We start from the raw sequence: 25,570 nt of genomic DNA, 5'->3' as shown, positions 1-25,570 counted from the left end.
TTATGATACTAATAGGGAATAATTTAGGAAGAGAAATTTAAAGGGGATAAAAAAATGACAGAAGTACTAGAACTAAAAGAAGAACTACTACAAATTAAAAATAATAATTATGCTGTGCCAGAAGACGTAGATGCATATCCATATGCGCAGTGGATGCTAGATTATATCGGATCACCTGATGCTGAACTGCGTGATGATTTGATATATAGTACGCTTCACAAATGGATTACAAATGATGTATTTAGACAAAAAGAGTTACGAGGATTAATGCTGCAAGCAATTAGTCCTGATTATTTATTTTATAAAATTGGTGAAAAGGGAACAGACTCTGTTTTTAAACGTGCATTCTCCGTATTAATCCCGCCACTTATTTTATCTGTTCATGAAAGAGAATCATTGTTATCTGAAGAACAACTGTACAGTGTGGCAGAACAAGTACTAGAATATGTGTATTTAGAAGAAGATGTAAGAGGCTACATAGAAGGAAAAGGCTGGGCACATTCTACAGCGCATGCGGCTGATGCGCTAGATGCTTTAGCACGTACAATACGAAATCGTGAGTTTTCATATGCAATACTAGCTGCCGTTCGTCAGAAGGTACGATTGAATGATTACGTATATGTACACTTTGAGGATGAGAGATTAGTAAAGCCAATTATGTCTTTACGTGACCAAAATCTTTTAACCGAAGAAGAGTGGAGCAATTGGCTACATAGTATAGCAACTGTTGAAGACAGCCGACATCCACAGCATGCTATTTTAGTACAAAATATTAGAACTTTCCTAAGAAGTTTATATTTCATAGCTTTAGAGAAAGAGGGAAGCAATGCCTTTACAGATGATATATTGGAGACTTTGAAGGAAGCACGTAGGTATTAAAAAGGTCCATACTTAGAAAAAATAAGTAGATATTAATATTGAAAAATTTATTAGAAATTTATTTTTACATTGTACCCTTTCAGTATAGGCTGAAAGGGGTGTCAAATGAAAAAAATATTGAAGATAGGAAAGATAATATTTTTTGTTTGTATTAGTATGATTTTTCTTGGAACTGGCGCTGTATTCATATATCATAACTATCAATTAAAAATGGAATCGAAATTAATGAACAATAAAGGTGAACTTATTAATTTCAATAATAAAAAAGTGAATGTTTATAATGAGGGGAGCGGGGAGGAGACGTTTGTATTTATGGCCGGATCTGGAATTGCCGCTCCTGTGTATGAATTGAAAGGCTTATATAGTGAATTTTCAAAAGAAAACAAGATTTCTGTAATTGAGAGAGCTGGTTATGGATACAGTGATGTTTTTCAAGATGATAGAGATATTGATACGATATTAGAACAAACGAGAGAAGCGCTTATTCGAAGTGGAAATAAACCACCTTACATTTTAATACCACACTCTCTATCGGGTATAGAGGCTATTTATTGGGCACAAAAATATCCAAGTGAAGTAAAAGGGATTATTGCGTTAGATATTGGTTTACCTAAACAGTACGTAACTCATAAAATAGGTATGGTTGATTCATTAAAAATAAAAGGGATGAATATTTTAACGAAAATTGGTTTTCAGAGATTAGCTCCCTCTATTACTTATAATCCCGAAGTCATTCGTCAATCCTTTTTAAACGAACAGGAAAAAGATATTTATAAAGCGCTTACGTATAAGAGGGCTTTTAATGATGATATGAAGCAAGAACTTTTACAAAGCTACAATAACGGTAAAAAATCAAATTCTTTATCGATCCCAAAAGAAACACCTATGTTATTTATAGATGCGATTGCTAGGCAATATAAAGATTCGAAGTATACAAAGCAAAAAAACGAAGATTATAAGGAGTTTGCTAGCAAGTTATTAATAGCTGATGTAAAAATAATTGAAGGTACACATAGTATTTATTTATATGCTCCTGATGAAATATACAAAATTGCTATGGATTTTGTTAAGAATAAAGTAGTGAAGAACTAAACAATTGTAACTTTAGCGATGAAAGGCTTACATAATGAAAGTATATAACATATTAATTGTTGAAGACGATTTGATTATAGGAGATTTATTACAAAAAATTTTACAGCGTGAGAAGTATAATGTGTGTTGGGAGAAAGAGGGAAGGAAAGTTCTTGATATAATTCATGAAATAGATTTAGTCGTAATGGATGTTATGTTACCAGGCGAAGATGGTTATCAAATTACAAAGAAAATAAAAAATCTAGGATTAAATATTCCAATTATATTTCTATCAGCAAGGAATGATATGGATAGTAAACTAAAAGGTTTGACTATTGGAGAAGAATACATGATAAAACCTTTTGACCCTAGAGAGTTGTTGTTAAGGATTCAGAAAATGTTAGATAATCAATATGGTACGTTCACGCAAATTAACCATTTATTTATAGATGCAGAATATAAAAGAGTTTTTATTAATGATTTGCGTAATGAAGTTGCTTTTACAGCAATTGAACGAAAAATATTCTTCTATTTATATGAAAATAGAGATAGAACTTTATCTAAAGAACACTTCTATGATTACCTATGGCAACTCGAAGATAGAAATCAAAATATCATGAACGTACATATAAAGAAAATCAGAACCAAAATTGATGATAAAACAGGTGATATTATTCAAAATATTTATGGAGAAGGGTATAGACTAAATACCTATATGAAGAAATGAACTTAAAGAAAAAATATCAGTTACTACTATTCTCCGCTATTGTTAGCGTACCTCTGTTATTGTTGTCGATTAGTATTTTTGTATCAGTTATTTATAATGTTGCCTTTAAAACTAAAAATCAGAACATTCCTTTTCACGAATCCTTTGCATATCCTACTATGTTAATCATATTTTTATTATTACTATTAGTATTAGCTTTTGTATTTTCAAAATCGATAAACTCATTATTAAATAAAATTAATGTATTAAATCAAACGATTCGAGATTTAGCTAGTGATAAAAAAATCCCTAATATAATAGATGTCAAAAGTGATGATGAGATGGGAGAACTGATTAGGTCAGTAAACCTGCTTATAGAAAGAACAACTTATCGAGAATTAGAACTACAACAACAGGAACAAATAAAAAAAGAGCTATTAAATAAATTACGGCATGATATTAATACACCCTTAACTGCAGTTAGATTACAATTATATTATTTAGAAGGCGAATACAAAGCACAAGCGCCAGTACTTGAATCACTGTATGAGCAGATACAATATATAAGTGATTTAACTAACGAATTTAATATTCAATCTACAGAGACCTTAGAGAATACTTATATTGTGAATGATGAAGTGAATATACATAATTTAATAGAAAATATGATTAAAAAATGGAGCTATTTGTATAGCATTCATAAAATTGAATTAGTATATAATCCACAAGATAAAGAGTTGATATGGAATAGTAATGAGTTATGGATTCAAAGGTTATTTGATAATATTTTTCAAAATGTCCTTAAACATTCAAAAGCTAAAAAACTCAAAATTATTATAGATGAAGATATTGTTTCCTTTAGAGATAATGGGATTGGGTTTGATATAAATAGTAAAGGTACAGGACTTGGTTTGAAAAATATTGAAGATATATCAAAGATGTTCGATATAAAATACACTTTACAATCAAATAGTGAGGGTACTATGTTTTCATTTGAAAATACAAAAGTTTAGAGCAAATTACATAAAACCAACACCTCCCAACCATACTAAAAAATGTGTTGGAGGTGAATGTTATGGACAATAAAGACTTTGAAAAAGTTTATAATGATTACTTACATCAAGGAGAAGAGCAAGCTCAATTTGAAGTAGACAATGAAGTCAATTCAGGAGCAGAACAAATTGTTGCCGTTCGTAAAAATGATGATGGTGATTTAATAGCGTTTAAAACAAGTAGCGGGAGAGAGTTAGATTATATGACTGCTCTTAGTGAAGCAAAATCAGGGAAGTTAGCTCATGTGGACGTATTTCATAAGTATGGCAGAGATATTATACGTAGTGAACCTGATGGTATAAAGGAAAATAACTTAGATAATTTACCATCATTTTAAACGGGTAAACTCCAAGAAGAGAATGTTCATTTTGATATTCTCTTCTTTTTGTTACAAAGCTTTCCCTACAAATAGAAGGTTCATTTCTAAAGTGAAATTATACTTTTAAAGAGCTCTCTAAATTTCTCTTTATCTTCTGCTGTAAATGGTTTCGGTCCCTTTGTACGCTTACCACTTTTTCGAACCATTGCACTTAAATATCGTGTTTGTAACAATTGTTCAATGTTATCATTCGTATACTTATAGCCTTTATGGTGTAGAACGATACAGCCTTTTGCTAATGCAAGCGAAGCAAGACCATAATCTTGTGTTACGATTAAATCTTCTTTTTTTGCTAATTGCATAATTCGGTAATCTGCAGCATCTGCTCCGGAATCAACATATATTGTTTCCACACCTTTTGGTTGTTCCGCATTAGAATAATGAGAAAAGCTAGTAACGAGGGTTACAGGGATTTCTGCATTCGTAGCTTCAAAAATAATTACATCTTTTACAGGACAAGCATCTGCATCAACGTAAATTTTCATTTTTATCACTCCTATAACTAGGTTCGTGTTGATAATAATGGTAGATTTTTCTTTTGTCAAACGATAAAGCTTTATGTAAAGTCATTTTCCACAAACTAAAATAGCTTCTCGCAAACGAGAAATACCTTCCTCAATTTGATTAATATTCACTTTTCCATAAGATAAACGAATATAACCATCTTTCGCACCGAAAATACTACCGGGCATAAAGGCGATTTCTTGTTTTAAACTTTGCATAATAAGTTGTTTTTCGTTTATCGATTCTTTTAATTTTCCCCATATGTATATACCACCAGTAGGATTAGAAAAAGAGATTTTGTCGTGAAGTTGCTCATTTAAGGCGCGAACGATAACGTCTCTTTTTTCCAATAATTGTTTTCGTAACGGTACGATATGAGACTGAAATGGTACGGTTTCGAAAAATTGCTGCATAAGCCACTGCGGGAAAATACTCATTCCTAATTCCATTTGGTGCCGTGCGTCTGATAATCGCTCTACGACAGACTGCGGGGCAACAAGCCAGCCGACTCGTAATCCTGGTGCAATCATCTTTGATAAGGAATGTACATAAATGACTGTTCCATTTTCATCAATCGATTTCAAAGTAGGGCAAGGTTGTTTCTTTTCTAACGTAAGCAAGCTGGATGGATCATCTTCAACGATTGCAATTCGTAAATCTGCGCAAAGTGATAATAGTTTTTTTCTACGGTTTGGATGAAGCATCGTTCCCGTAGGGTTTTGGAAATTTGGATTTAAAAAAATCATTTTAATACGGTGTTTTCTATATAACTCCTGTACATCATCTGGGTTAATCCCATGTTCATCGACAGGTAATGGGAAAATACGAATACCTGCTGATTGGAATAGAGGCAGGGAATAACAGTGTGAAGGACTTTCGAAAGCAACAGCATCACCTGGATTTAATAAACATTGTACGATAAGATGAAGTGCTTGTTGAGCGCCGGATGTAATCATAATGGATTGTTCAGTCGCTTCCACTTTTAAATATTCCTTCATATATTTTACTACCGCTTGTCTTAATGGGAGATAACCTTGCGGGTGATCATAACTTAATGAATGCGTTAACGGTTGTTCTCGTAAAATCGCTTGTAGTTGATCATGAGGATAGAGATTACAACCGAGTTCTCCGTTTGCAAAATCTATCATATTTTCATTTTGTTGTACTTCTGCCCGAATATGGCGAAGTAACGGTAAGTTTGGTAAAAACGTACCACCTTCTACGAAATTTCTCCAGTTCGGCGTTAATGTTGGAGAAACGCCCCACATATGCGTACTAACACGTGTACCTTTACCGGTCGTACTTTCTACAATTCCCATTGCGCGAAGTTCATTATAAGCAGTCGTTACCGTACTGCGGTTTACATTTAACTGTGTTGCTAATTTCCGTTCTGAAGGGAGGAAGCTACCTGGGGGAAGCTCTCCGTATGTTATACGTTTCTCGATAAAGTCAACAACTTGCTGATAAATTGGGATTTTACTGTCGTTATCTAGCTTCCATTCCATACAAACGCCTCCGCAAATCTTATATACATCAAGTATAACAAATTGGCTGGGTAAAAAAACAGCCAATTGGACGGTGTTTTATCCAGCCAATTTTACTATGCTAAATAGGGAAGGGGAGATTCGGATGAAACGATGGCAAATGGAATGGCTCCTAGTATCAGTAGCGTTAGTATGGGGAGCAAATTATACAATTGGAAAGTATGGCGTGGCGTTTATGTCATCCATTCAATTTAATAGTTTACGATTTTTAGTAGCATCACCGGTATTATTACTTATTACATTTTTAATGGAACGCTCATTACGTATTGAAAGAAAAGATTGGTTACGATTAGTAGCAGTCGGTATCGTTGGTACGACAATGTATCAAACGATGTTTATGCTATCTGTGAAATATACTTCAGCAACGAACGCCTCATTATTAATTGCGATGTCACCTATTTTTACAGGGATATTAGCAGTATTACACAAACAAGAACGTTTTTCGATGAAAGTACAAATTGGTTCAATAGTAGCGTTTATTGGTGCAGCATTCGTTTTATTAACAGGGCATACAGGAGGAGCTACTTACGAATATGCGTGGCTCGGAAATATAATTGGATTAGTCGCAGCAATTGCATGGGGATGGTATCCAATATTAGCGCAACCTCTTATTACAAAATACTCCGCAATGAGAGTCACGTCATGGTCTACTTTAATTGGAATTGTACCACTAGTTATATACTGTTTATTCAACGTAAATACATTAACGTGGCCAGTAGATACGCCAAGCTGGGGGTCACTTGCATATTCAATCATCTTTGCGACTATCTTCGGACTAGCAATGTGGTATGTCGGTATTAGTCAAATAGGCTCAACGAAAGTAATGGTTTATATGTATCTCGTACCATTGTTCGCAGTTATCTTTGCGGCAGTAACAATTGGAGAGCAAATTAATATGATGCAACTCGTTGGCGGACTGATTATCTTTATCGGTTTATATGTTGTAAAAAAAGGCGGAATGAAAAAGCCTGCTCTCAATTTGAAAAAGGTAAGTTAGTAGTAAAAAGGATCTCTTTCATATAGAAGGAGATCCTTTTTGTTTTCGTAATAAAAGCGCTTGTTCAACGGCCCATTTTTGATGATCATGAATGAGAAGTTCTACAGCAAGTAATGGAGATATCCACCTTAGAACATGATCCTCCTCACAGTTTTCAGTTTGTTTCTGCGCCATGTTCGCAATGTAAAAGAACCCATCATTTAAATAATATGTATCTTCCTTTTCCGCATAAAAATATCGCGCTGCATTACCGATATATTGATCAATTTCAATTTCCCATCCTAATTCCTCTAGTAGTTCGCGATGTAAACATTCATCTTTTGTTTCGTTACCTTCCATACCGCCGCCAGGTAAAAAATAACGGTCTCCTTTTTGGATAATAGCAATCTTGGAAGAAGTTGAGTTAAAAATAATTGCATAACAACTAGGTCGTAATACATATTGCTCAGTAGGCTTTTTATAACCAAAAGTAAGTTTAGATATCATAAAACACCTCGTTTTTCTATAAAATACATAAAAGGAATATTAAGGAAAAAATATAATTATATAAGTATAATCTTAATGGATTGGAGTGGTAACAACATGATAAATTGAAAATGTTCAAGATGTAAAGAAATAACAGGTACGTTGCACGGTGGTAAAAAAATTAAGGAAGAATTTCTATGTGAGGACTGTTTGCAAAAAGGAATTGCGAGCGAAGAAATCGAATTATCACAAGTGGAGCAAGAACAAACTTCGTATCTTTCTATAAAAATATTAAAAATAATGAGTGTGATTTATTTAATAGCATCTATTTTAATGGCTTTTTCAACTGGTCCATTTATACATAATATGGGGTTTGATGAAATGTCTATTTCAGGATCGGAATTAGGTTTAATAAGTATTGTTATGCTAGGTTCTGTATTTCAGTCAGTTCTTGTATTTTGCGGTATTTGGGTATTCATCTTATTAGTAGAAACAGTCATTAAAATTTATGAAAAAATGAAGTGAGTGAGAGGGAGAAATACATGCGAGTAAGAAACATCCAAGGGGAAGATTATGTAAAGATTCATTCGGTTTTAAATGATTGGTGGGGCGGGAGAGACATGGCTGCCATGTTGCCAAAATTGTTTTTCGTTCACTTTCAAGAAACGAGTTTTATTATTGAAGAAGAGGGAGAAACGTTAGGTTTCTTATGCGGATTCTTCTCACAAACGCATAAAGAGGAAGCGTACGTTCACTTTATCGGTGTAAATCCGGATTATAGAAGAAGAGGAATCGCATCAACATTGTATTCATATTTCTTTGATATCGCTCGTGCAAATAATCGTAAAGTTGTAAAAGCAATCACATCACCAGTTAATAAAAAATCGATACAGTTTCATAGGGAGATTGGTTTTCGAATCGAGGCTGGGGATGATGAGATAGAGGGTGTATCGGTACATACAAATTACGATGGGAACGGCGGTAGTAGAGTGTTATTTTTTAAAAATGTGTAAAAGGAGGCTAGCTTAACGTTAGCCTTTTTATTGTGAGGAGGTACAAGTATGGAGAATAAACAAAATAGAAATGAATATTTAAAACGCATATATAAAGTACAAGACTATATAGAATCAAACATAAACAATTCGCTTTTAATTGAAGAACTAGCCGATGTAGCAGGATTTTCAAAGTTTCATTTTCATAGAATTTTTAAAGGGATAGTAGATGAGCCGTTATCTCGGTATGTAAATCGCTTGAAACTAGAAAGGGCAACTCACCTTATTACATATCGTCCGGATATGACGATCACAGACATTGCGTATCACTTCGGTTTCACAGATTCAGCAGTTTTCTCCCGTACATTTAAAAATTATTACGGAGTAAGTCCATCTCAATATCGAAACTACAATAGCAAGAATTGCAAAGACGTAAGTGAACCTTCTCAATACAATGAATGTAAGAAGGTTCGAGGAAATGTTGAAATTGTAACAGCGGACGATAGAAACGTCGCATACATAAGACATATCGGTACATATGAAGAGTTAACTATAGTTTTTCCAAAAATGATAGAGAAATTATTTCGTTATGCAACGGAGCAAAACTATCATATATTTGGGGATACGAAAGTATTAACAATTTACCATGACCATCATGAATTTACTGAGGACTATCATTTAAGAACAAGTTTATGTATAACAATTCCAGATGAATCCGCAGTAGGAACGAGTGATATTGGAATAATGGTAATACCTTCAGGGAAATATGCGGTAGGCCATTTTGAAATACGTCAAGATGAATATAAAGGTGCATGGGACTTTTTATACGGCGAATGGCTCCCAAATAGCGGATATAAACCGAGAGATGCGTATCCTTTTGAAGTGTATAGAAATGATCCAAGAAAGCATCCAGAACATAAACATATAGTGGATATATATGTACCGATCGAACCTTTTTAATCATAGATTAAGGGGGAAGAATGATGAAAACTTTTGAAGAGTTGGATTACAAGATAAAAGAAGACTATAAAAATATAAACGGTATGTTAGTAGTGCATAAAGGTAATGTTGTTTTTGAAAACTATTATAATGGTTACGGTCCAGATGATGCATACCATGTAGCGTCTGTCACAAAAACGGTAATCTCTGCGCTCATTGGGATATGTATAGATAAAGGCTATATAAAAAGTGTTTATCAAAAAGTAATAGAGTTTTTTCCTGAATATAACGTTAAGTCATCAGAAGTAACAATGCGACACCTACTTACAATGACAGCTCCATATCCTTTTGTAGACTGGCAGGAACCGTTAGAAGAACTATGCACACAACAGAATTGGGTACAGTATACACTTAATAGAATGGGGAACGGCGGAGAAATTGGATCTTTTAAATATTCTTCTGCAGGAGCACATGTACTATCAGCAATTATTTCGAGTGCAACAGGAAAAAGTGCGCGTGAATTTGCGAATGAACAGCTATTTCAGCCACTCGGTATGAGAGAAATTCCAAACTACAATATGAAAGCATTTGGATTTGATGACTTATTCGGAAAAGATGTAAAAGGATGGGTTCACGATCCAAACGATATTACAACTGGCGGATGGGGACTGACGTTAACGGTTAGGGATATGGTTAAGTTTGGACGTTTGTATTTGAATGAAGGTACTTATAATAGAAAGCAAATTCTTTCAAAGTCGTGGATACAAGAATCAACGGCGATGAATCCAAATCGATATGGTTACTTATGGTGGTTACGAGAAGAGGGTGGTATCTTTTCATACTGTGCCATGGGCGATGGTGGAAATGTGATTTGTTGTGTACCGGAGAAGGAATTGGTTGTGGTGATTGCTTCTGAAGTCATACCGAATGCAGAGGATAGATGGAAGTTAATTAAAGAGTCCATATTTCCTTATTTAAAAGATTAATATGGTTATTTTTATAAAAATAAGAATAAAAGGTTAAGTTATACTTGTTATATTCTCCATGATTGAAATAAGTGTTGTGAGAACAAAGTTGTTCAACTATAGTTAGAAAACTTCAACACCTATACGATTATTGAATAATTGCAAGGTGTTGAAGTGCTTTATAATTTGTTTAGGTACTTTTAACTATTTTTTAACTTTTCGATGTATTAGATAAATCATGCAAAACACAATTGCCAGCAAGCTAAATTTAACTAATTCCATTAGGCTAATATCACATTTTGTTTCTACTCCATCTGTTAAATAAAATACATTGAACATGCCATGTAAAATTGCAGGTGTTATCACAGAATGGCTATACTCTCTCGTATACGTCAAAATTATAGATAAAATAAATAATAACGAGAGATAGCTTAATATTCCTACAAACCATAATTCATAGTTTTTATAAAAGATTGATACTGGTAAATGCCATAAAGACCAAAGCGATGCAGTAATGATTGCTGTTTGTTTTAATGAATATTTTTTTCGTAAATGGTAATGAAAATTTCCGCGCCATATGATTTCTTCTAAAAATGCAGACAAAGCAGCAATTGTAAGACCAATGAGTAGGAGAAATCCCAATTCATTACAATGATTAAATAAGAATTTTATATTATAAATATAAAAATAGAAATGTAGACATAGCCCTAGAAGTAGTGGCAATAATATGGAGAAAATTAATGGTTTTATTTTTGGACGTGAAATTCCAAATGTATGAACCATTTTTTGTTTCTTATATAATTTCTGATATAAAATAGCAGCTAAAAGCGGAATAACCATCGTAAACCCTAAATAATTACGACCATTTTCTATGTTCAGTAAGATGATATATACAAACGATGTAAGAAAATAAATACATAGAGTTGAATGATAAACTATATTTCTATTTATATTTTTCACCTACTTACATGTATAAGTGATTAATCAAATATCCGATATTTTAATTATATATGAAATGGAAATTACATATGTTGAACTTGTGGAAAAAGTTAGACCAACCCCGTAACTTTTCACAACAAAAAATCGTTAAACAAAAGAATAGATTTTTAATCATGAATGGGGGAGAACCATGAAAATTCTAATACTAGGCGGTACACGATTTTTAGGAAGAGCATTTGTAGAAGAGGCGTTGAAAAGAGGGCATGAAGTTACATTATTTAATCGCGGATCAAATAAAGAACTATTTCCTGAAGTGAAACAGTTAATCGGTGACAGAAATAACGATGTATCAAGTTTAGAAAATCGAAAATGGGACGTTGTCATAGATACATGTGGATTTTCTCCGCACCATATTCGGAATGTTGGCGAAGTATTAAAAGATAATGTAAAGCATTATATATTCATCTCAAGCCTTTCCGTATATAAAGATTGGATCCCGCATGACATAAAAGAAGACTATATGTTACAACTTGAACCGACGGAAGAGCAAATAAAGGCTGTAGAGAATGGTGAAATATCACCTTATGAGCATTATGGTGCGCTGAAAGTATTATGTGAAAAAGAAGCAGAGAAGTATTGGCCGGGGCGTGTTTTACACGTAAGAGCGGGACTTCTTTCAGGAATGTTTGATTATACAGATCGACTTCCATACTGGATTCAGCGTGTAGCAAAAGGAGGAGAAGTGTTAGTTCCAGGAAGAAAAAAACGTCCAGTGCAGATAGTTGATATAAAAGACGTCGCAAACTGGGGACTAAACATGGCAGAAAACAATAAAGCAGGTATATTCAATGTTACAGGTCCAAATTATGAATTGACGATGGAAGGGCTATTAAATACGTGTAAAAAGGTTACGAATAGTGATGCTGAATTTATTTGGGTAGATGAAGCGTTTATGAAGGAACATAAAGTGCAGCCTTGGACAGAGATGCCTTTATGGCTTCCAGAAACTTTTTCATTAGAAGGTGAAACGAAGCCGTGGAAAGGTGGATTTTCTATTAGTATTGATAATGCTGTTGAAGCAGAGCTTGCTTTTAGAAGATTAGAAGATACTGTTATAGAAGTGCATGACTGGATGAAGAGTATGGACGAATGGGAATTAAAAGCAGGTATTTCAGTTGAAAGGGAGAAGAAGTTGTTAGAAAAGTGGAATGGATAGTTTTTATAGATAATAGGGATGGAGAGAAATATGATAGATCAATTAAAAAAGGTTAGAAAAAGGACGATAATTTTAACGGTTATAATCCTCTTGCTAACAGTCATTCTCGTAAGAAATAGTACGTGGTATATCTCCCGTTCCTTTTCTTCTGAATTTTTCCGATTGCCGATGCCTTTGGATAGTAAGGTAATTAAAGGGTATGAAGCGGATGAGAAAAATTGGATTGAAATAGGGAATGGTGGATATTGGGAAGTGGTAGCGAATCGAATTATAGAAACGAAGCAATCGAAGGCAGAAGTAATCTCATTTTATCAAAAAATAGGGAAGTTAAAGTATCCCAATTCTAACGTGACCGGTGTAGAAATTCAGCTCTATTTTAAAGATGATAGTAAGGTAGTAGAAAACGAAAAGGGGAATTATTACCGAGATAAGATGGGAGATATTCGTTATGTAAGTGAATATGCTATTGAAGATATAAAGAAAGAAAAACAACCTAGTGATCCAGAGATGATAACATATGTGATACAAGTACATACCCAATTTGATTATTGGTATAAACTTGATTGAACATGAAGAATTATAGGAAGGATAAAAAGTTATGTGGAAAAACACTATTCACAGTATCTCATCAAACTTAAGCTTAAAAAATTCGGCTACGAAGGATGAGCTTACTGATATACAAAAATGTTTACATGTGGAATTACCAAATGTTTTATATCAATTATTACAAGAAACAAACGGTATAGCAGGGGAATACGGGGACTTTATATGGTCTGTTTCAAAAATTAAAACTGAAAATATGAATATGAGAAATATAGTTGATTTTAAGGATTTATACATGCCTTTTGACTGTTTATTATTTTTTGCTGATGGGGGAAATGGTGATTTGTTTGGCTATTCCATTTTGAATGGAAAAGTACAAAGAGATGATATATATGTATGGAACCATGAAAATGATAGTAGAACGTGGGTTGCTCCTTCTTTAAAGACTTTTATGGAGTGGTGGGAGAGTGGAAAGATAATAATTTAAATATAGTATCAAAAAAAGTGCCTTGTTACTAAAGAAACAAGGCACTTTTTCACGAATAATTAATCTACCACTCAATTGGTTCTTCCCCATACATCTCCCATAGCTTAGGAAATATCTTCTTCAAACCTTCTTCGTCATCTTCATTCCAGTCTAACTCGATGTCAACTTCCTCAAACTCTTCATTTGTTAAGACATGGTATAGTGTAAAGTATGTATCATCTTCATCCCCAGTCTTCTCCATGTAAACTTCTTGCCCGAAATATAGAGTAAGTTCTTCAATCTCTGGAACGTCATACTCACTCAAATTTTCTAATACAGGAATTAACCGTTCTGGATCTTCAATACACGCTTCGTAAGTTTCTTTTCCTTGATATAATAACCACCCGCGGAAGTAATCAAAACAATCATTCGAACAACCGCCTAAAATAATATAGGCTGCTGCCCATAAGCGAGATGTATAGGAAGCTTTTAATATATGATGCATATGCGTATCAAAAGCTACAATTTCATGTACTGTACGTTTAGCAAGGTGAGAAGTAAGCCATTCTATTTGTTCTTCTTGGTCCTCACCTTTCGTTTTTGCACGATTAAGTAGTTCCCAAAATTCTTCTTCTGTTATCGTTTTTTCTTTTATGTAATCTTCTCCAGGGCACGGGTCAGTATATCCTTTTTTACGTTTGGAAGCAACTAGTTTGTTTGCTTCTTTCATACATTCTCCTTCAGTTTCAAACTCTTTCGCTTTTACACTACCAGCTGTGCCAATTTTTCCGTAAAACACAACGTAGTCTTTTTCTTTCACAACGATTTTCCAAAACTTATTCGATTTCTCATTTTGCTGGATTAATAACGTTTCCATTCGTACCCCAATCATGCTTTTCTAGTGTGCACTGTGATTGTAACATATGCATATACACTTGTAATGATGAAGAATAAGAGTTTAGAAAATTCAAAAACGATTGAATGAAGTGAATAAATTTAGTAACCTTATTTGTACAGTAATTACATAATTGTTTTGTAATAATTGGATATTTATATAAAGGGGCGTTACGGATGGATCTTACGTTTAAAGTAGAGGAAACATGTTTTAATTACCGCGTTGGAGCAATTTGTAAACAGGATAATAAAATACTTATTCTTCAAAACAAAGGGGAAGATTATTGGTATGTACCAGGCGGAAGAGTGAAAATGCTAGAAAATAGTGAAGATGCGTTAAAACGAGAACTTGCAGAAGAACTAGGCGTTCCTATTAAAGGGAAGAGATTAATATGGTCAGTAGAAAATTTCTTTACACTTTCTGGACGGAAGTTTCATGAGATTAGTTTTTATTACGAAGTAGAATTGCATGAATTACCCGCGAATGGAGCGGATCAATATATTTTGGAAGAAGAGGGTAGAACGTATTTGTTTAAGTGGGTGCCAGTAGAAGAATTACATGCATATAACGTACAGCCAGCGTTTATAAAAGAGAAAGTAAAGGATATAGCAGTTCATACAGAGCATATTGTTTTACAAAAATAAACCGTATTCGGAGGGGAAAACAGTGAAGGGGACTAAAAAAGAGATACGTATAGACGGAACAGTAATTCCATATACACACATTGAAAACGGTTCTAATACAATGTGCTTTATGTTATCAGGCTCAGGTTACAATTATGATAAACCGTTATTTTATTATGCAACGATGCTTATGCTTGAAAATAAAATAGATGTAGTACATATTCATTATTCCTACGATGGACAATTATTGGAAAAACCAATGGAAGAAATAACGAAAGTAATGATGGATGATATAAATCCCGTAATAATTGAAGTGTTAAGAAGTGGGCAATATAGCAATTCAATGTTTTTAGGAAAGTCACTCGGAACAATTCCAATTGCAAATGATTTAATGAAGAGAGAAGAATTTTCACAGTCAAAAATGGTACTACTTACACCTTTACTAACTTTTGATTTCGTTTTTGATTCTATTTTACATAGTCGTCACGAAGGGCTTTTAGTAATTGGGGATAAAGATCACCAATACAATGCGGAGCAAATTGATCAGTTACAAAAAACGAATTTAACGATTGATGTTGTTAAAAACGCAAATCATTCTGTAAATGTTGGGGAATATGAAACAAAGAATTCAATTGAAGCGATAGCAAATATAATAGAAAAGCTTAAAGAAGTTGTTAGGAAAAACTAACTTATCAATACATGCAAAAAGAGGTGCGAATTGCACCTCTTTTACTTTAATAAGCCTTCAACACATGAAGTAAATAATCCTTACGATGCAGCGGATTATAATCAACACGTTTTCGAGTAGGGAAGGGAGCCATAAGCTTTGTGAAACCAGCTGGCTTCGTTGTAAATATGCCTTCTCCTTCTGTAAATGAATGTAGTATTCGTTTGAAACTCTCTGTTTTCGCAACAGGTAATGATCCTGTTAACTGATAAGAATTATTATTGAATATAGGCTCTGCAAAAGTTGCTGGAACGGCAGCGAGTTTATACATTGCAGTACTAATTGCGTACTCCGGTACAGTTAATTCAAACTCATTTACTGGTTCATATACATATGTTTCAGCTTTCTTTAAAGCATCCATTAATACGAGTGGTGTTAAGTTTCTAAAGTCACTCGCTGTTGTAACAGGACTAGCATAACCAGTATGTGTTAACGTGACGATAATATCTGTAACTTCCCATCCATATAATCCTTGTTTTAACGTTTGAAATACCGTATCCTCAATCGCTTTATGAAATGCTAAAGGTAGTGAGCCGAGTTCAACGCCTAATGTATATGTTATGCCAGAATTAAGTTCACCACGTTCAACTTTGAATCCGACTGTTGCGTAAAATGGATTCGCTTTTTCATCCATTACTTCGACGGAATTTCCAATGCCAATTGGTTTTTCAATACATACAACTCGCGTATTTGAAAAAGTAACCTGCAAATTATATTTCTCATAAAGTGTTGTTTCAATTACTTCTTTTTGTACCTCACCGAAAAGGCGAATGTATAGTTCATTATGAACATCATCTTTCCACACTTTAATAAGTGGATCTTCTTCACATAGTTCCATAAGTGCAGTGTATAAATCATGAATTCTTTCTTTTGATACTGCATCAATGGCCGCTTCCATTTGTGGTTCGGCAAAGTGAATATCTTTTATATAATCCGTACGTTCACCAATAATATCACCAATTTTAATATCATTCAGTCCCCACACTTTACAAAATTCACCGCTAGGAACGGTAGAAGTTTGAACGGCATCTCCATTATGAAACAGGCACATTTTTTTTATCTTTTCTTTATGGGATAGAGACTTACTGCGCTGTATATCAACATATTTTCTAACATGTAAGCTACCTGAAAAAACTCTTATATAAGCAACCTTTTCTCCAGAAGGTTCACGTTCAATTTTAAAAACAACACCGGATAATAGTTCCTCTTGTGCCGATGTAAGAGCTGGCATTAGGGCCGGAAGTTTTTCAAGTAGTTCAGTTACTCCTATACCTGTCATTGCTGAACCGAAAAAGATTGGATACACATTTGCTTGCTGTATTTGCTGTTCTAGTTTTTCTCTTAATAGTGCGTCCGGTATTATTTCGTTATTTACATATGATTCAAGTAATGATTCATTAAATGGTGCTAACAGTTCCATACAATCGTCATATGATTTGTATTCAATGATCCGGGCTTCTTTCGTTCCTTCGTTTAGAACAGAGTAGAAGGGGAATGCTTCATTTGAAAGAACCTCTTTTATTTGTTTCATAACTTTTTCAGTGTTTGCGCCACTACGATCAATTTTATTAACGAATAAAATAGTCGGTATGTTTAGTTTCTGTAATGTTCGCATTAAAATTTTTGTTTGTGCTTGCACACCTTCAACGGCAGAGATAACTAAAATCGCACCGTCTAGAACGCGGAATGATCGCTCCACTTCAGCGATAAAATCAGCGTGTCCAGGTGTATCAATGACATTTACTTTTACATCATCAATAAAGAAAGAAACGACAGATGCTTTAATCGTAATTCCGCGTTGTCTTTCTAATTCCATTGAGTCAGTTTGTGTATTACCACTATCTACTCGGCCAATTTCTTTAATCACATTCGTTTCATAAAGAATACGCTCAGTCAAACTCGTCTTGCCAGCGTCTACGTGCGCGACAATCCCTATATTTATTGTTGTCATTTGTGAATATCCTCATTTCATTTTCCATTTTCATTTCCTCATTTCTATTTGTGTATTGCCGCATTACAATCACTCTCCAGTCATTTAAATTATTACTATTATAATGTAATTTACATTTTTTGTAACGCTACAAAGCGCCTTAATTTGGAAAAAATAAAATGAAAACAAAATGCTTGCATTCTAAATCGATATAGATTATATTGATTGACATATCAACTATTGATACATCAAATGTTTTTATTTTGATTGTAAAGGAGGGTTAATTTGACAAGTTCATGCTCAAAAGAAGCGATTATTTTATATAAATTACACTTTCTAAATAAAGAAGTAAGTTCGAAATTTGAAGGGTGTACGGGTATGAGCCAGTCTCGATTAGAGCTTATACTTCAATTATTTGAAGTAGGTGAAATTAGTCAAAAAGCACTTCAGCAAGAAGTGAATATTGATAATGCTGCGATAACAAGGCATTTAAAGCAGCTTGAGGCCAATGAAATGATTGTAAGACGTAAAAATCCAGATGATAACAGAATTACGTTAGTTTCTCTTACTGAAGAGGGACGAAATAAAATTCAGGCGTTTCAAGAGGAAAAAGAACGTTTTGCAGCATCTGCATTTAAAGGATTAAGTGAGGAAGAACGCGATAATCTTTTAAATATGTTAAATCACATTCAAGAAAATATAAAAGAATTATAAAAAAGGGAGAATTCAACTATGACTAACTCAGTAAAAACAAATGATTTTAACGAAATTTTAACAGGACGTCGTTCAATTCGTAAGTACGACCCTTCAGTGAAAATTAGCAAAGAAGAAATGACAGAAATTCTTACAGAAGCAACACTTGCACCATCTTCAGTAAACATGCAACCATGGAGATTTGTAGTGATTGAAAGTGACGAAGCGAAAGCAACACTTGCGCCACTTGCGAAATTTAATCAATCTCAAGTAGAAACGTCTTCAGCAATGATCGCTTTATTTGGTGACTTAAACAACTTTGATAACGCAGAAGAAATTTACGGTACAGCAGTAGAGCGTGGACTTATGCCAGCAGAAGTAAAAGAAGACCAAATGAAAAAACTTTCAGCTTACTTCTCAATGGTTACACCAGAAGTAATGAAAGATACAGTATTAATTGACGGTGGTCTTGTAGCGATGCAATTTATGCTAGCTGCTCGTGCTCACGGTTATGATACTTGTCCAATTGGTGGATTTGAAAAAGACCAAATTGCAGAAGCATTTGGACTAGATAAAGAACGCTACGTACCAGTAATGCTAATTTCAATCGGGAAAGCTGCTGACAGTGGTTACCAATCAGTACGTCTTCCAATTGAAAAAGTTGCTGAGTGGAAGTAAATTTAAAGAAATAAGTGGAATATGAGAGGGGAAGCACCATGATTATTATTCACGCAATATTTCAAGTAGATCCAGCAAAACAACAATCATTTTTAGAAGAAATTCAGCCACTCATTCACGGTTCAAGAGAAGAAAGTGGAAATGTATCTTATGACTTATATAAAGATACAGAAAAAGAAAGTGTTTATACGATGGTAGAAGTATGGAAAGATGAAGAAGCAGTTGCGAGTCATAATACGAGTGAACACTTCACATCTTTCGTTAGTAAAGCAGCACAATTTTTAACTGCTCCGCTTGATATAAAAGCTTATAATGGAGAGTTAGTGAAATAATAAGTTAGAAAAAGATGACTTTAGCGAATGGCTGAGGTCATCTTTTTTTGTATAAGTGGAAGCGACTTTCGAAACAGTTATGTTGAAAGATAAGTGTTGCTTTTCTCCTTACTAACATCGATGAATTGAATGTCAAGTTCGAACATTCAGTTTATTAGAATATTTTTCCATGGTATAATTTTCTTGTGAATAAAAGGTAGAGGGGAGTAAGTGATGGGAGAATTTCAAAGTAATTTGCATAGAGCAACGCAACTTGCAACGAAAATGAGAACTGCTTCAAATAGAATGCAAGGTGCTACTAGTCGCTCTATAAATAAGGCAACGCGTACTACACTATCTGTGAACTTCAAAGCACAAGAAGCAAATCAACAAAATTTGCAGATCACGAAACAATTTTGTGCTGCTTTTCAACAAACAATTGATAATATCCATTCCGTAGCAAATGAATTTGAGAAAATGGATACAGGACTTCAAAAGACTTTTCAATAATGTAACAGCCTACGTAAAGGGGAAAAGATAGGGAGAAAAGATGAGTCAAGAAATTGAAACGAGAATGAGTCAATGTAATCAAAAATTACGAATTATGTTTGAAGAACAAAATGAAAACCGAATTGCGCTGCAAAATCAAGAACGAGCTGAGGCTAGTTTTCATGAATGGAAAAATAGAAGTAATCGTTTATTTAACCGAATACTAGAAACTTGGCACGGCGACAAAGAAGTGTTTCACCTTTTTACGAATATGCGGCAAGAAATCGGACAGTATGAAAGAAAACTTACATTCGAATTAGAAAATGAAAAAGAGACGTTGCTTAAAGAAAAACGGCATCTCAGTGAGAAAGAAAACGACCTTTCCTATGAACAGCAGCAACTACAAAGGGAGGCCAATACATGAGTTTAAACATGTATTTGGGAGAAGTACAAAGTCAAACTCAAAGTATGAACGCTATATGTAATGCTACGATTCAAAGTATGGAACAAGCCATTCAATCTATTGATGCATTTGCGGTAGATACAGTATTACAAGGACAAACATACAGTAGTGCAAAAGCCTACCTTGTCCAAACATTTCGGCCATTAGCGCAAGGAATCATATGCTTATGTGAAGAATTAATTCGCCAAAACGAAGCATTTCCAAACGAGTTCCAAGCGAAAGTTGCTTCGACAGATGTGATTGAACAAGAAATAAGAGAACAAATACGGGGAATTAATCAATCGATTACAAGTATAGAAGCAATAGAAGTACTTACACCAATGCCCGGAGTAAGTGCGATTGTAACGGTATTAGGTGCAATGAGAAAAAAACTGGAAGAAAAACTAGAGCATTTATATGAATTCAATCATTCATCCAGCAACAACTACAGCACCGCTCTCCAATTAGCAGCTAGCATCACAGCCGGACTCGCTGAAGTGCAAAGCGGGAAAGGTTTTAGTCCTGTGAGTGGGACGTTTAGTACACAAGGATTGAATATGAATTGGGTGAGTTCGATTCAGGGGATTATTGAAGAAACAGCACGAAAAACCGAGATGAAAGAAATTACTTTGCAAAAACAACAAATGAACTTACAAGAACAGGAAGACGATAGATCATGGCATGAAAAAACAGCCCTTTATGCGCAATCATTTTTGCATGGAGTTATCGAATTTTTTCAAGGTGCTGGTGATGCAGCACTAGAAAACTTTGTTGGACTACAACCGCATGAGAATGATAAATTAGAAAGTAAGACAACTTACCAAGCTGGAAGGTTGGCTGGAAATGTTATATCAATAGCCGGGTCCATTGTAGAAATGTTTGAAGGTATCTCGCTCATAGGCGGATCTAATTTCTTAACTATCGTGGCAGAAGTAGGAACTGGGGGGTTAGCATCACCAATTGTTATCCCATTAGATATAGCTGCAACAGCTGCTGGGGCTAGTCTTTTTGCACATGGTGGATTTGTATGGGATAAATCGATTCAAAATGCTAAGGATACTCTTCAAAAAATCCAGTCTTCTGGTGGAGGTAAGGGTGCGAGTAACGGTAAACCTAGCAGTAACAAAAACACAACTGTAGATAATTTTGATGCAAAAACAGCTACAAATAAGCAAAAAGGTAATTATGGTGAAATAAAATCTAGTGATAATTTATTGAATAATCAAAGTTTAAAGGAAGCTGGATTTGATTTAAAGCCAGTCGGAAAAAGTGCGCCATCAGGCATAAATGATAAAATAGTAAAAGGAATTGATGGATTATACGAAAATGCAAATCCAAATTCAAATATTAAATATGTTATTGATGAAGCAAAGTTTGGTAGTTCACAATTGGGGAAAACTAAAGATGGACGACAAATGTCAAATGATTGGTTGAAAGGTTCTGAAACTGGAAAAAGTAGAATATTAAAAGCTGTTGAGGGAGATGAAGTATTAGCTGAACAGATTACGAAAGCCTTGCAAAGAGGTAAAGTTGAAAGAGTATTATCAAAAGTTGATAGTAGTGGAAAGGTTAAAACATTTAAGATAGATGCAAAGGGTAACATCGTTGGAGAGTGGCCATAATTTAGAAGCGAGGAGGAATTAAAAAGAATGAGAGATCATTTATGTATAGAAGAAAAATGTAAAAGGGGAATAGAATATCATAAAGAGTTTATCGAAGAAAATAGAGAAGAGATTAAAAGTTTAGAAGAAGATGAAAAAAATGGTATTCAAAGATATCCTAATGATAACAAAAGTATTATATTAGAAAATTATTTGTCGAACTTTATACATGAGATGAACGACATTAGGGCAATGTATTCTTTAGGAGAAGACATTAGTAAAATGGAAGTGTATTTTTATAATGCGATAGATGATTTAGAGCATACAGGGACTAGCAAAGTGGGTTATATATATATGCTTTGGGTAATCTCTTTAGGAATTTTGTTAGAAACGAATAAAAAGAATATAGAAAGATTAAAAAAGATAGTTGATAAAAAAAATATGAACGACGCAGTAATTGATTTCCTCTTATGCGCTAGTGATATCGGATACACAAACATGACGAACAGATATTATAAAGAAAATCCATATGCAAAAACGAAAGAGATTATAGAACTTGCACAAACAGATAAAAAAGAAGCGTCTAAAAGATTACAAACGTATATGGAGAAAGAATGGTTTAAAGGCCATTATGATTATGAATGGAAAAATGCACACAAAGAACCTGGATATGTGGGGTACTGGAGCTTTGAGACAGCTGCAATAGTAAAGATACTCGAACTTGATGATATAAGTTTAAAAGATAATAATCATTATCCATATGATTTGGCACATTATAAAAATGAAATGAAATTTAAGCATATAGACCTAAGTGAATATCACTATGAAGATGAGACAGAAGAAATTGAGGAAATAGTAGGAGGAATTGAAAATAATCCTGCATTGAAAAATATTATTCCACCAAAATGGCATTCATTGGTCAATGAATTGATCCATGACTATGAGAATATGGAGGATAGTAGTTTTTATGAAAAATACAAAAAAACGATAGGAATAGGTCAAGTGTGGTTCTTACCACAAGAGTATGAAGAAGAAAATGAGCAAAAAAATCTATTAGGAAGTTTAATTGTGTTTGCCCTGACGGTAAGAGATTATATATTACAACTGGACTATAAAGAAGATTTAGAAGACTACATTGATAATCTTAAAAATTTCTGGTATGGATCAGAAACAAAGTTAATTCAATTTATGTTAGAGAATGATCAAAATTATTATGCATGGGTACCAAAAGAAGCAAACATCCCAAATATGTATGAAGTGAAGATTGAGAGTGTCGATGTAGAGGAAGTTCTATAACGAACAAATCGAAATATTACGCATTATGAGTAACGTTGAAAAACTAATTTATACGGAATTTAATGAATTAAGAGGTTAAAAATAGTGGTAGTTTGGAGAATCCAACTGCCACTATTTTTGTGTTTACGAATGGTTCTGTAAATTAAGTAGAGTATTTCAGAGTATATATATTATGTAGGAGAAGTAAATAAGTTAAAGGCGCTAAAGAAAATCGGTCATATCGCAAAGACATCAAGTGGAGTAAGTACATTTGCTAATGCAGTAAAACTAGCAAAAGAATTGAAGCCTACGCTTGAAATGTTACAATCATTTAAGAGAGAGGCTTCCTATGCATTCTCTAGTGTTGGTGGAACTATCATAACCAAAATACCTCAAGGCGAATTAATAGAAGCTTATTATAAGTTTGCGAAGCCTAAAGATGGTGGTAAGGGTACGGGTAATAGAGAGGCTGAAGTTCCACCTGCTTTTAGACAAACTGATTTTGCTAGTTCTTATGAAGCAAGGTATAATCAGACACCTTCACCAGTTAATTCGAAGGTTGAATTTGAAGGAATCAGAGGAGAATCTTTAAGTACACTTAAACCACCACCAGACCCTAAATTGAAACGTTTATTAGATGAAGCTGGCATTAAAGGTATTCAATATAAAAATGGAGTGCCTGATTTTTCGCCAGTATCAAAGGCTCAAATTGAAATTGACTATATGCTTGGAGGAAAAGGTAATTATGGTACAAAAGCTAGGACATACAATTTTGCTCAAGCAGATCAAAAGTTAGCAGATAAGCTAAATGACTCAGTTGAACTAGCTCGCCAATTTGGAATGGAACCTGGTGGGATTACCGCGAAAGACATAGACAAATATCGAACAAAAAATCAATTAACATGGCATGAAGTAAATGATGTGAAAATAATGCAACTTGTACCGACAGAGATAAATAAAAGATTTGGGCATCTTGGTGGAGTAGGTGAGATAAACGCAGGTGCGTTTGAGCCGGGAGAATTTGCTAATAAATAAAAAGGAGAAGTAAGATGAAAATAAATGATGCGATTTTTGGTGAGCTTGAATATGATTTTGTGTGGTCTAAGGATACTAGCATTAACTTTTTTGGACATGAAGTCGAGATAGCGCTAATAGTAAAAGGTGATGAGGATGGTAAGTTTGATGAAGAACAGTATGTAGCATATACTTCATTTATGCAAAATTGGGAACAATTACAACAAAGCTTTTTGCAATCAGTATTAGACTATTACAAACAAGAGCGTCAGGAACTAGGTTATGATATTGAAGTAAATGAAAGTTATCCATTAGTTGAAACAACTAATGAAATATTAGAAATGATAAGTTTAGATGGGATTGTTGTTCCCTATGCAGGTATTTTTGACGGTCGGGATATTGGAATTACATTTAATTGTACATGGGATACAGAAAATGGGCTAGGGATTCGTTTGTTAAATGAAAAAGTAACTGAAGTAGGTTATCAAGACGTTGCGATTTAAAATAGGCTGTTAAAACGTTAAGACTCATGATGGTAATACCATCATGGAGTACTATGTGCAATGATAGAATTGAAAAAGAAGTACGAGCTTAGGCAAGATGACATTTTATCAGGCGATGAATATAAACACATGGAATGTATATGAAACTAACGAAATCGTACAAACTCGTAAGTTTTAACATAGTAGTTGTCACGATATATAAAAGTTGTCAAACGGTTACTATAAAATTTACAAATTTGTGCTAGTTAAAAACAAATGAACTTAAAGCACTTGTCGCCTTTGGGCAACAAGTGCTTTTTATTTTAAGATTACGATATAGGGTACGGGTGATATTGGTGAGATAGCTAGTGGAGCTAATATAAAGAAATTAGATAATTTTTCAGGCCCTTTAGAAAATGGTCCATATATTAAAAACGGAAAAGCTAGGGGGAGACCACAGTTATCTGGGAAAAAGAAACTTGAATTTGAATAAGATGATTTAATAAACAGATAGACCCAGATGGGATTTTACGAGACCCTAACACTAGTGAGACATTTGACTGGAAACCTGGAAGACTACGAAAAGGTAAAGTGGATTTTGGTCATACAGAAGGAAATTCTTGTAAGGAAATGTTTGAGAAGTATAAAAATGGTGAGATTACTCTTGAAGAATTAAAGGAATTTCAGTTTAACCCAGATAATTTCAGATTAGAAACCCCTTCTGCAAATAGGAGTCATAAATATGAGTAGTT

At 34.0% G+C, this 25,570-nt stretch carries 31 protein-coding genes; 25 read left to right on the top strand and 6 right to left on the bottom strand.

What is annotated here, in order from left to right; genetic code table 11:
- Positions 1 to 54 precede the first annotated feature (54 nt).
- The 5 genes from MHH42_RS15230 to MHH42_RS15210 all read left to right on the top strand — a co-directional run bounded on the left by MHH42_RS15230 (position 55) and on the right by MHH42_RS15210 (position 4,046).
- Positions 55 to 879 (top strand): DUF2785 domain-containing protein, encoded by an 825-nt coding sequence (locus tag MHH42_RS15230; protein ID WP_016108690.1) that lies wholly within the window; start codon positions 55 to 57, stop codon positions 877 to 879.
- Positions 880 to 984: 105 nt separating this feature from the next.
- Complete coding sequence (locus MHH42_RS15225) at positions 985 to 1,971, top strand: alpha/beta fold hydrolase (protein ID WP_016108689.1); 987 nt, start codon at positions 985 to 987, stop codon at positions 1,969 to 1,971.
- A gap of 34 nt (positions 1,972 to 2,005) precedes the next feature.
- The gene (locus MHH42_RS15220) at positions 2,006 to 2,677 is read left to right on the top strand and encodes a response regulator transcription factor (RefSeq protein ID WP_000870356.1); all 672 of its coding nucleotides are present in this window, start codon (positions 2,006 to 2,008) and stop codon (positions 2,675 to 2,677) included.
- The gene (locus MHH42_RS15215) at positions 2,674 to 3,669 is read left to right on the top strand and encodes a sensor histidine kinase (protein WP_001049599.1); all 996 of its coding nucleotides are present in this window, start codon (positions 2,674 to 2,676) and stop codon (positions 3,667 to 3,669) included. The genes MHH42_RS15220 and MHH42_RS15215 overlap by 4 nt, the downstream gene beginning before the upstream one ends.
- A 62-nt stretch (positions 3,670 to 3,731) precedes the next feature.
- Positions 3,732 to 4,046, top strand: coding sequence for a DUF3892 domain-containing protein (locus MHH42_RS15210; protein ID WP_000368864.1), 315 nt, complete (start codon positions 3,732 to 3,734; stop codon positions 4,044 to 4,046).
- Between the two features lie 86 nt (positions 4,047 to 4,132).
- On the opposite strand, the gene MHH42_RS15205 is transcribed toward MHH42_RS15210, so the two are convergent.
- Both MHH42_RS15205 and pdxR read right to left on the bottom strand, forming a co-directional pair.
- Positions 4,133 to 4,573 (bottom strand): YaiI/YqxD family protein, encoded by a 441-nt coding sequence (locus MHH42_RS15205; RefSeq protein ID WP_000708763.1) that lies wholly within the window; start codon positions 4,571 to 4,573, stop codon positions 4,133 to 4,135.
- An 81-nt stretch (positions 4,574 to 4,654) separates the two neighbouring features.
- Complete coding sequence (pdxR, locus tag MHH42_RS15200; protein ID WP_070173403.1) at positions 4,655 to 6,097, bottom strand: MocR-like pyridoxine biosynthesis transcription factor PdxR; 1,443 nt, start codon at positions 6,095 to 6,097, stop codon at positions 4,655 to 4,657.
- 124 nt (positions 6,098 to 6,221) lie between these two features.
- On the opposite strand from pdxR, the gene MHH42_RS15195 reads away from it, so the two are divergent.
- Positions 6,222 to 7,133, top strand: coding sequence for a DMT family transporter (locus tag MHH42_RS15195; protein ID WP_016091189.1), 912 nt, complete (start codon positions 6,222 to 6,224; stop codon positions 7,131 to 7,133).
- A gap of 18 nt (positions 7,134 to 7,151) precedes the next feature.
- Here the strand turns inward: MHH42_RS15195 and MHH42_RS15190 are convergent, their stop codons facing one another.
- Positions 7,152 to 7,619 carry an NUDIX hydrolase gene (locus MHH42_RS15190; RefSeq protein ID WP_016108683.1) on the bottom strand — a complete coding sequence of 156 codons (468 nt, stop codon included), beginning with the start codon at positions 7,617 to 7,619 and terminating at the stop codon, positions 7,152 to 7,154.
- A gap of 141 nt (positions 7,620 to 7,760) precedes the next feature.
- Between MHH42_RS15190 and MHH42_RS15185 the strand changes: the two genes are divergently transcribed.
- The 4 genes from MHH42_RS15185 to MHH42_RS15170 are packed head-to-tail and all read left to right on the top strand — an operon-like array spanning position 7,761 to position 10,515.
- Positions 7,761 to 8,123 (top strand): DUF3980 domain-containing protein, encoded by a 363-nt coding sequence (locus tag MHH42_RS15185; RefSeq protein WP_097854571.1) that lies wholly within the window; start codon positions 7,761 to 7,763, stop codon positions 8,121 to 8,123.
- 17 nt (positions 8,124 to 8,140) lie between these two features.
- A complete protein-coding gene (locus tag MHH42_RS15180; protein WP_070173401.1) occupies positions 8,141 to 8,611 on the top strand; it encodes a GNAT family N-acetyltransferase in 471 nt (156 codons plus the stop codon).
- A 48-nt stretch (positions 8,612 to 8,659) separates the two neighbouring features.
- Positions 8,660 to 9,550, top strand: coding sequence for an AraC family transcriptional regulator (locus tag MHH42_RS15175; RefSeq protein ID WP_070173400.1), 891 nt, complete (start codon positions 8,660 to 8,662; stop codon positions 9,548 to 9,550).
- 23 nt (positions 9,551 to 9,573) lie between these two features.
- Positions 9,574 to 10,515 (top strand): serine hydrolase domain-containing protein, encoded by a 942-nt coding sequence (locus tag MHH42_RS15170; RefSeq protein ID WP_070173399.1) that lies wholly within the window; start codon positions 9,574 to 9,576, stop codon positions 10,513 to 10,515.
- A 183-nt stretch (positions 10,516 to 10,698) separates the two neighbouring features.
- On the opposite strand, the gene MHH42_RS15165 is transcribed toward MHH42_RS15170, so the two are convergent.
- Complete coding sequence (locus tag MHH42_RS15165; protein ID WP_015000654.1) at positions 10,699 to 11,454, bottom strand: CPBP family intramembrane glutamic endopeptidase; 756 nt, start codon at positions 11,452 to 11,454, stop codon at positions 10,699 to 10,701.
- A gap of 169 nt (positions 11,455 to 11,623) precedes the next feature.
- Between MHH42_RS15165 and MHH42_RS15160 the strand changes: the two genes are divergently transcribed.
- From MHH42_RS15160 to MHH42_RS15150, 3 genes are read left to right on the top strand one after another with little or no spacing between them, the layout of a single operon-like run.
- Positions 11,624 to 12,649 carry an SDR family oxidoreductase gene (locus MHH42_RS15160; RefSeq protein ID WP_097838346.1) on the top strand — a complete coding sequence of 342 codons (1,026 nt, stop codon included), beginning with the start codon at positions 11,624 to 11,626 and terminating at the stop codon, positions 12,647 to 12,649.
- Positions 12,650 to 12,679: 30 nt separating this feature from the next.
- Entirely contained in the window at positions 12,680 to 13,216 is a 537-nt protein-coding gene (locus MHH42_RS15155) for a hypothetical protein (RefSeq protein ID WP_016091174.1), read from the top strand.
- Between the two features lie 31 nt (positions 13,217 to 13,247).
- Positions 13,248 to 13,679, top strand: a complete 432-nt coding sequence (locus tag MHH42_RS15150; protein ID WP_070173398.1) for an SMI1/KNR4 family protein — start codon at positions 13,248 to 13,250, stop codon at positions 13,677 to 13,679.
- Between the two features lie 64 nt (positions 13,680 to 13,743).
- Here the strand turns inward: MHH42_RS15150 and MHH42_RS15145 are convergent, their stop codons facing one another.
- Positions 13,744 to 14,535 carry a DUF4240 domain-containing protein gene (locus tag MHH42_RS15145; protein WP_097838345.1) on the bottom strand — a complete coding sequence of 264 codons (792 nt, stop codon included), beginning with the start codon at positions 14,533 to 14,535 and terminating at the stop codon, positions 13,744 to 13,746.
- A 194-nt stretch (positions 14,536 to 14,729) separates the two neighbouring features.
- Here MHH42_RS15145 and MHH42_RS15140 point away from each other — a divergent pair, with 194 nt between their 5' ends.
- Complete coding sequence (locus MHH42_RS15140) at positions 14,730 to 15,197, top strand: NUDIX hydrolase (protein WP_070173396.1); 468 nt, start codon at positions 14,730 to 14,732, stop codon at positions 15,195 to 15,197.
- A 22-nt stretch (positions 15,198 to 15,219) separates the two neighbouring features.
- Positions 15,220 to 15,864 carry an alpha/beta hydrolase gene (locus tag MHH42_RS15135; protein WP_070173395.1) on the top strand — a complete coding sequence of 215 codons (645 nt, stop codon included), beginning with the start codon at positions 15,220 to 15,222 and terminating at the stop codon, positions 15,862 to 15,864.
- Between the two features lie 46 nt (positions 15,865 to 15,910).
- Here MHH42_RS15135 and MHH42_RS15130 read toward each other — a convergent pair whose 3' ends face one another.
- Positions 15,911 to 17,854 (bottom strand): elongation factor G, encoded by a 1,944-nt coding sequence (locus MHH42_RS15130; protein WP_070173394.1) that lies wholly within the window; start codon positions 17,852 to 17,854, stop codon positions 15,911 to 15,913.
- A 264-nt stretch (positions 17,855 to 18,118) separates the two neighbouring features.
- Between MHH42_RS15130 and MHH42_RS15125 the strand changes: the two genes are divergently transcribed.
- From MHH42_RS15125 to MHH42_RS15080, 10 genes are all read left to right on the top strand, one after another.
- On the top strand, positions 18,119 to 18,547 hold the full coding sequence (locus MHH42_RS15125) for a MarR family winged helix-turn-helix transcriptional regulator (RefSeq protein WP_000204162.1): 429 nt from the start codon (positions 18,119 to 18,121) through the stop codon (positions 18,545 to 18,547).
- A gap of 18 nt (positions 18,548 to 18,565) precedes the next feature.
- Positions 18,566 to 19,204, top strand: coding sequence for a nitroreductase family protein (locus MHH42_RS15120; RefSeq protein WP_000185391.1), 639 nt, complete (start codon positions 18,566 to 18,568; stop codon positions 19,202 to 19,204).
- Between the two features lie 38 nt (positions 19,205 to 19,242).
- Positions 19,243 to 19,536, top strand: a complete 294-nt coding sequence (locus tag MHH42_RS15115; protein ID WP_070173393.1) for a putative quinol monooxygenase — start codon at positions 19,243 to 19,245, stop codon at positions 19,534 to 19,536.
- Between the two features lie 213 nt (positions 19,537 to 19,749).
- Positions 19,750 to 20,025: a TIGR04197 family type VII secretion effector gene (locus MHH42_RS15110; RefSeq protein ID WP_097838343.1), complete on the top strand. Its 276-nt coding sequence runs from the start codon at positions 19,750 to 19,752 to the stop codon at positions 20,023 to 20,025.
- Between the two features lie 40 nt (positions 20,026 to 20,065).
- A complete protein-coding gene (locus tag MHH42_RS15105; protein ID WP_070173391.1) occupies positions 20,066 to 20,428 on the top strand; it encodes a DUF3958 family protein in 363 nt (120 codons plus the stop codon).
- Complete coding sequence (locus tag MHH42_RS15100; RefSeq protein ID WP_070173390.1) at positions 20,425 to 22,068, top strand: T7SS effector LXG polymorphic toxin; 1,644 nt, start codon at positions 20,425 to 20,427, stop codon at positions 22,066 to 22,068. Before MHH42_RS15105 ends, MHH42_RS15100 begins: the two co-directional genes overlap by 4 nt.
- A gap of 27 nt (positions 22,069 to 22,095) precedes the next feature.
- A complete protein-coding gene (locus tag MHH42_RS15095; protein WP_070173389.1) occupies positions 22,096 to 23,343 on the top strand; it encodes a PoNi-like cognate immunity protein in 1,248 nt (415 codons plus the stop codon).
- Positions 23,344 to 23,640: 297 nt separating this feature from the next.
- Positions 23,641 to 24,357, top strand: a complete 717-nt coding sequence (locus MHH42_RS15090; RefSeq protein ID WP_240515298.1) for an HNH endonuclease — start codon at positions 23,641 to 23,643, stop codon at positions 24,355 to 24,357.
- 14 nt (positions 24,358 to 24,371) lie between these two features.
- A complete protein-coding gene (locus tag MHH42_RS15085) occupies positions 24,372 to 24,839 on the top strand; it encodes a DUF6985 domain-containing protein (RefSeq protein ID WP_016108672.1) in 468 nt (155 codons plus the stop codon).
- Between the two features lie 489 nt (positions 24,840 to 25,328).
- Entirely contained in the window at positions 25,329 to 25,568 is a 240-nt protein-coding gene (locus MHH42_RS15080; RefSeq protein WP_306472114.1) for a GH-E family nuclease, read from the top strand.
- The last annotated feature ends 2 nt before the right edge of the window (positions 25,569 to 25,570 follow it).

Source organism: Bacillus sp. FSL L8-0099 (assembly GCF_038006385.1).
Classification (GTDB): domain Bacteria; phylum Bacillota; class Bacilli; order Bacillales; family Bacillaceae_G; genus Bacillus_A; species Bacillus_A toyonensis.
Note: the sequence above shows the minus strand (reverse complement) of the source record. Positions and strands in the feature narration are given on the sequence as shown.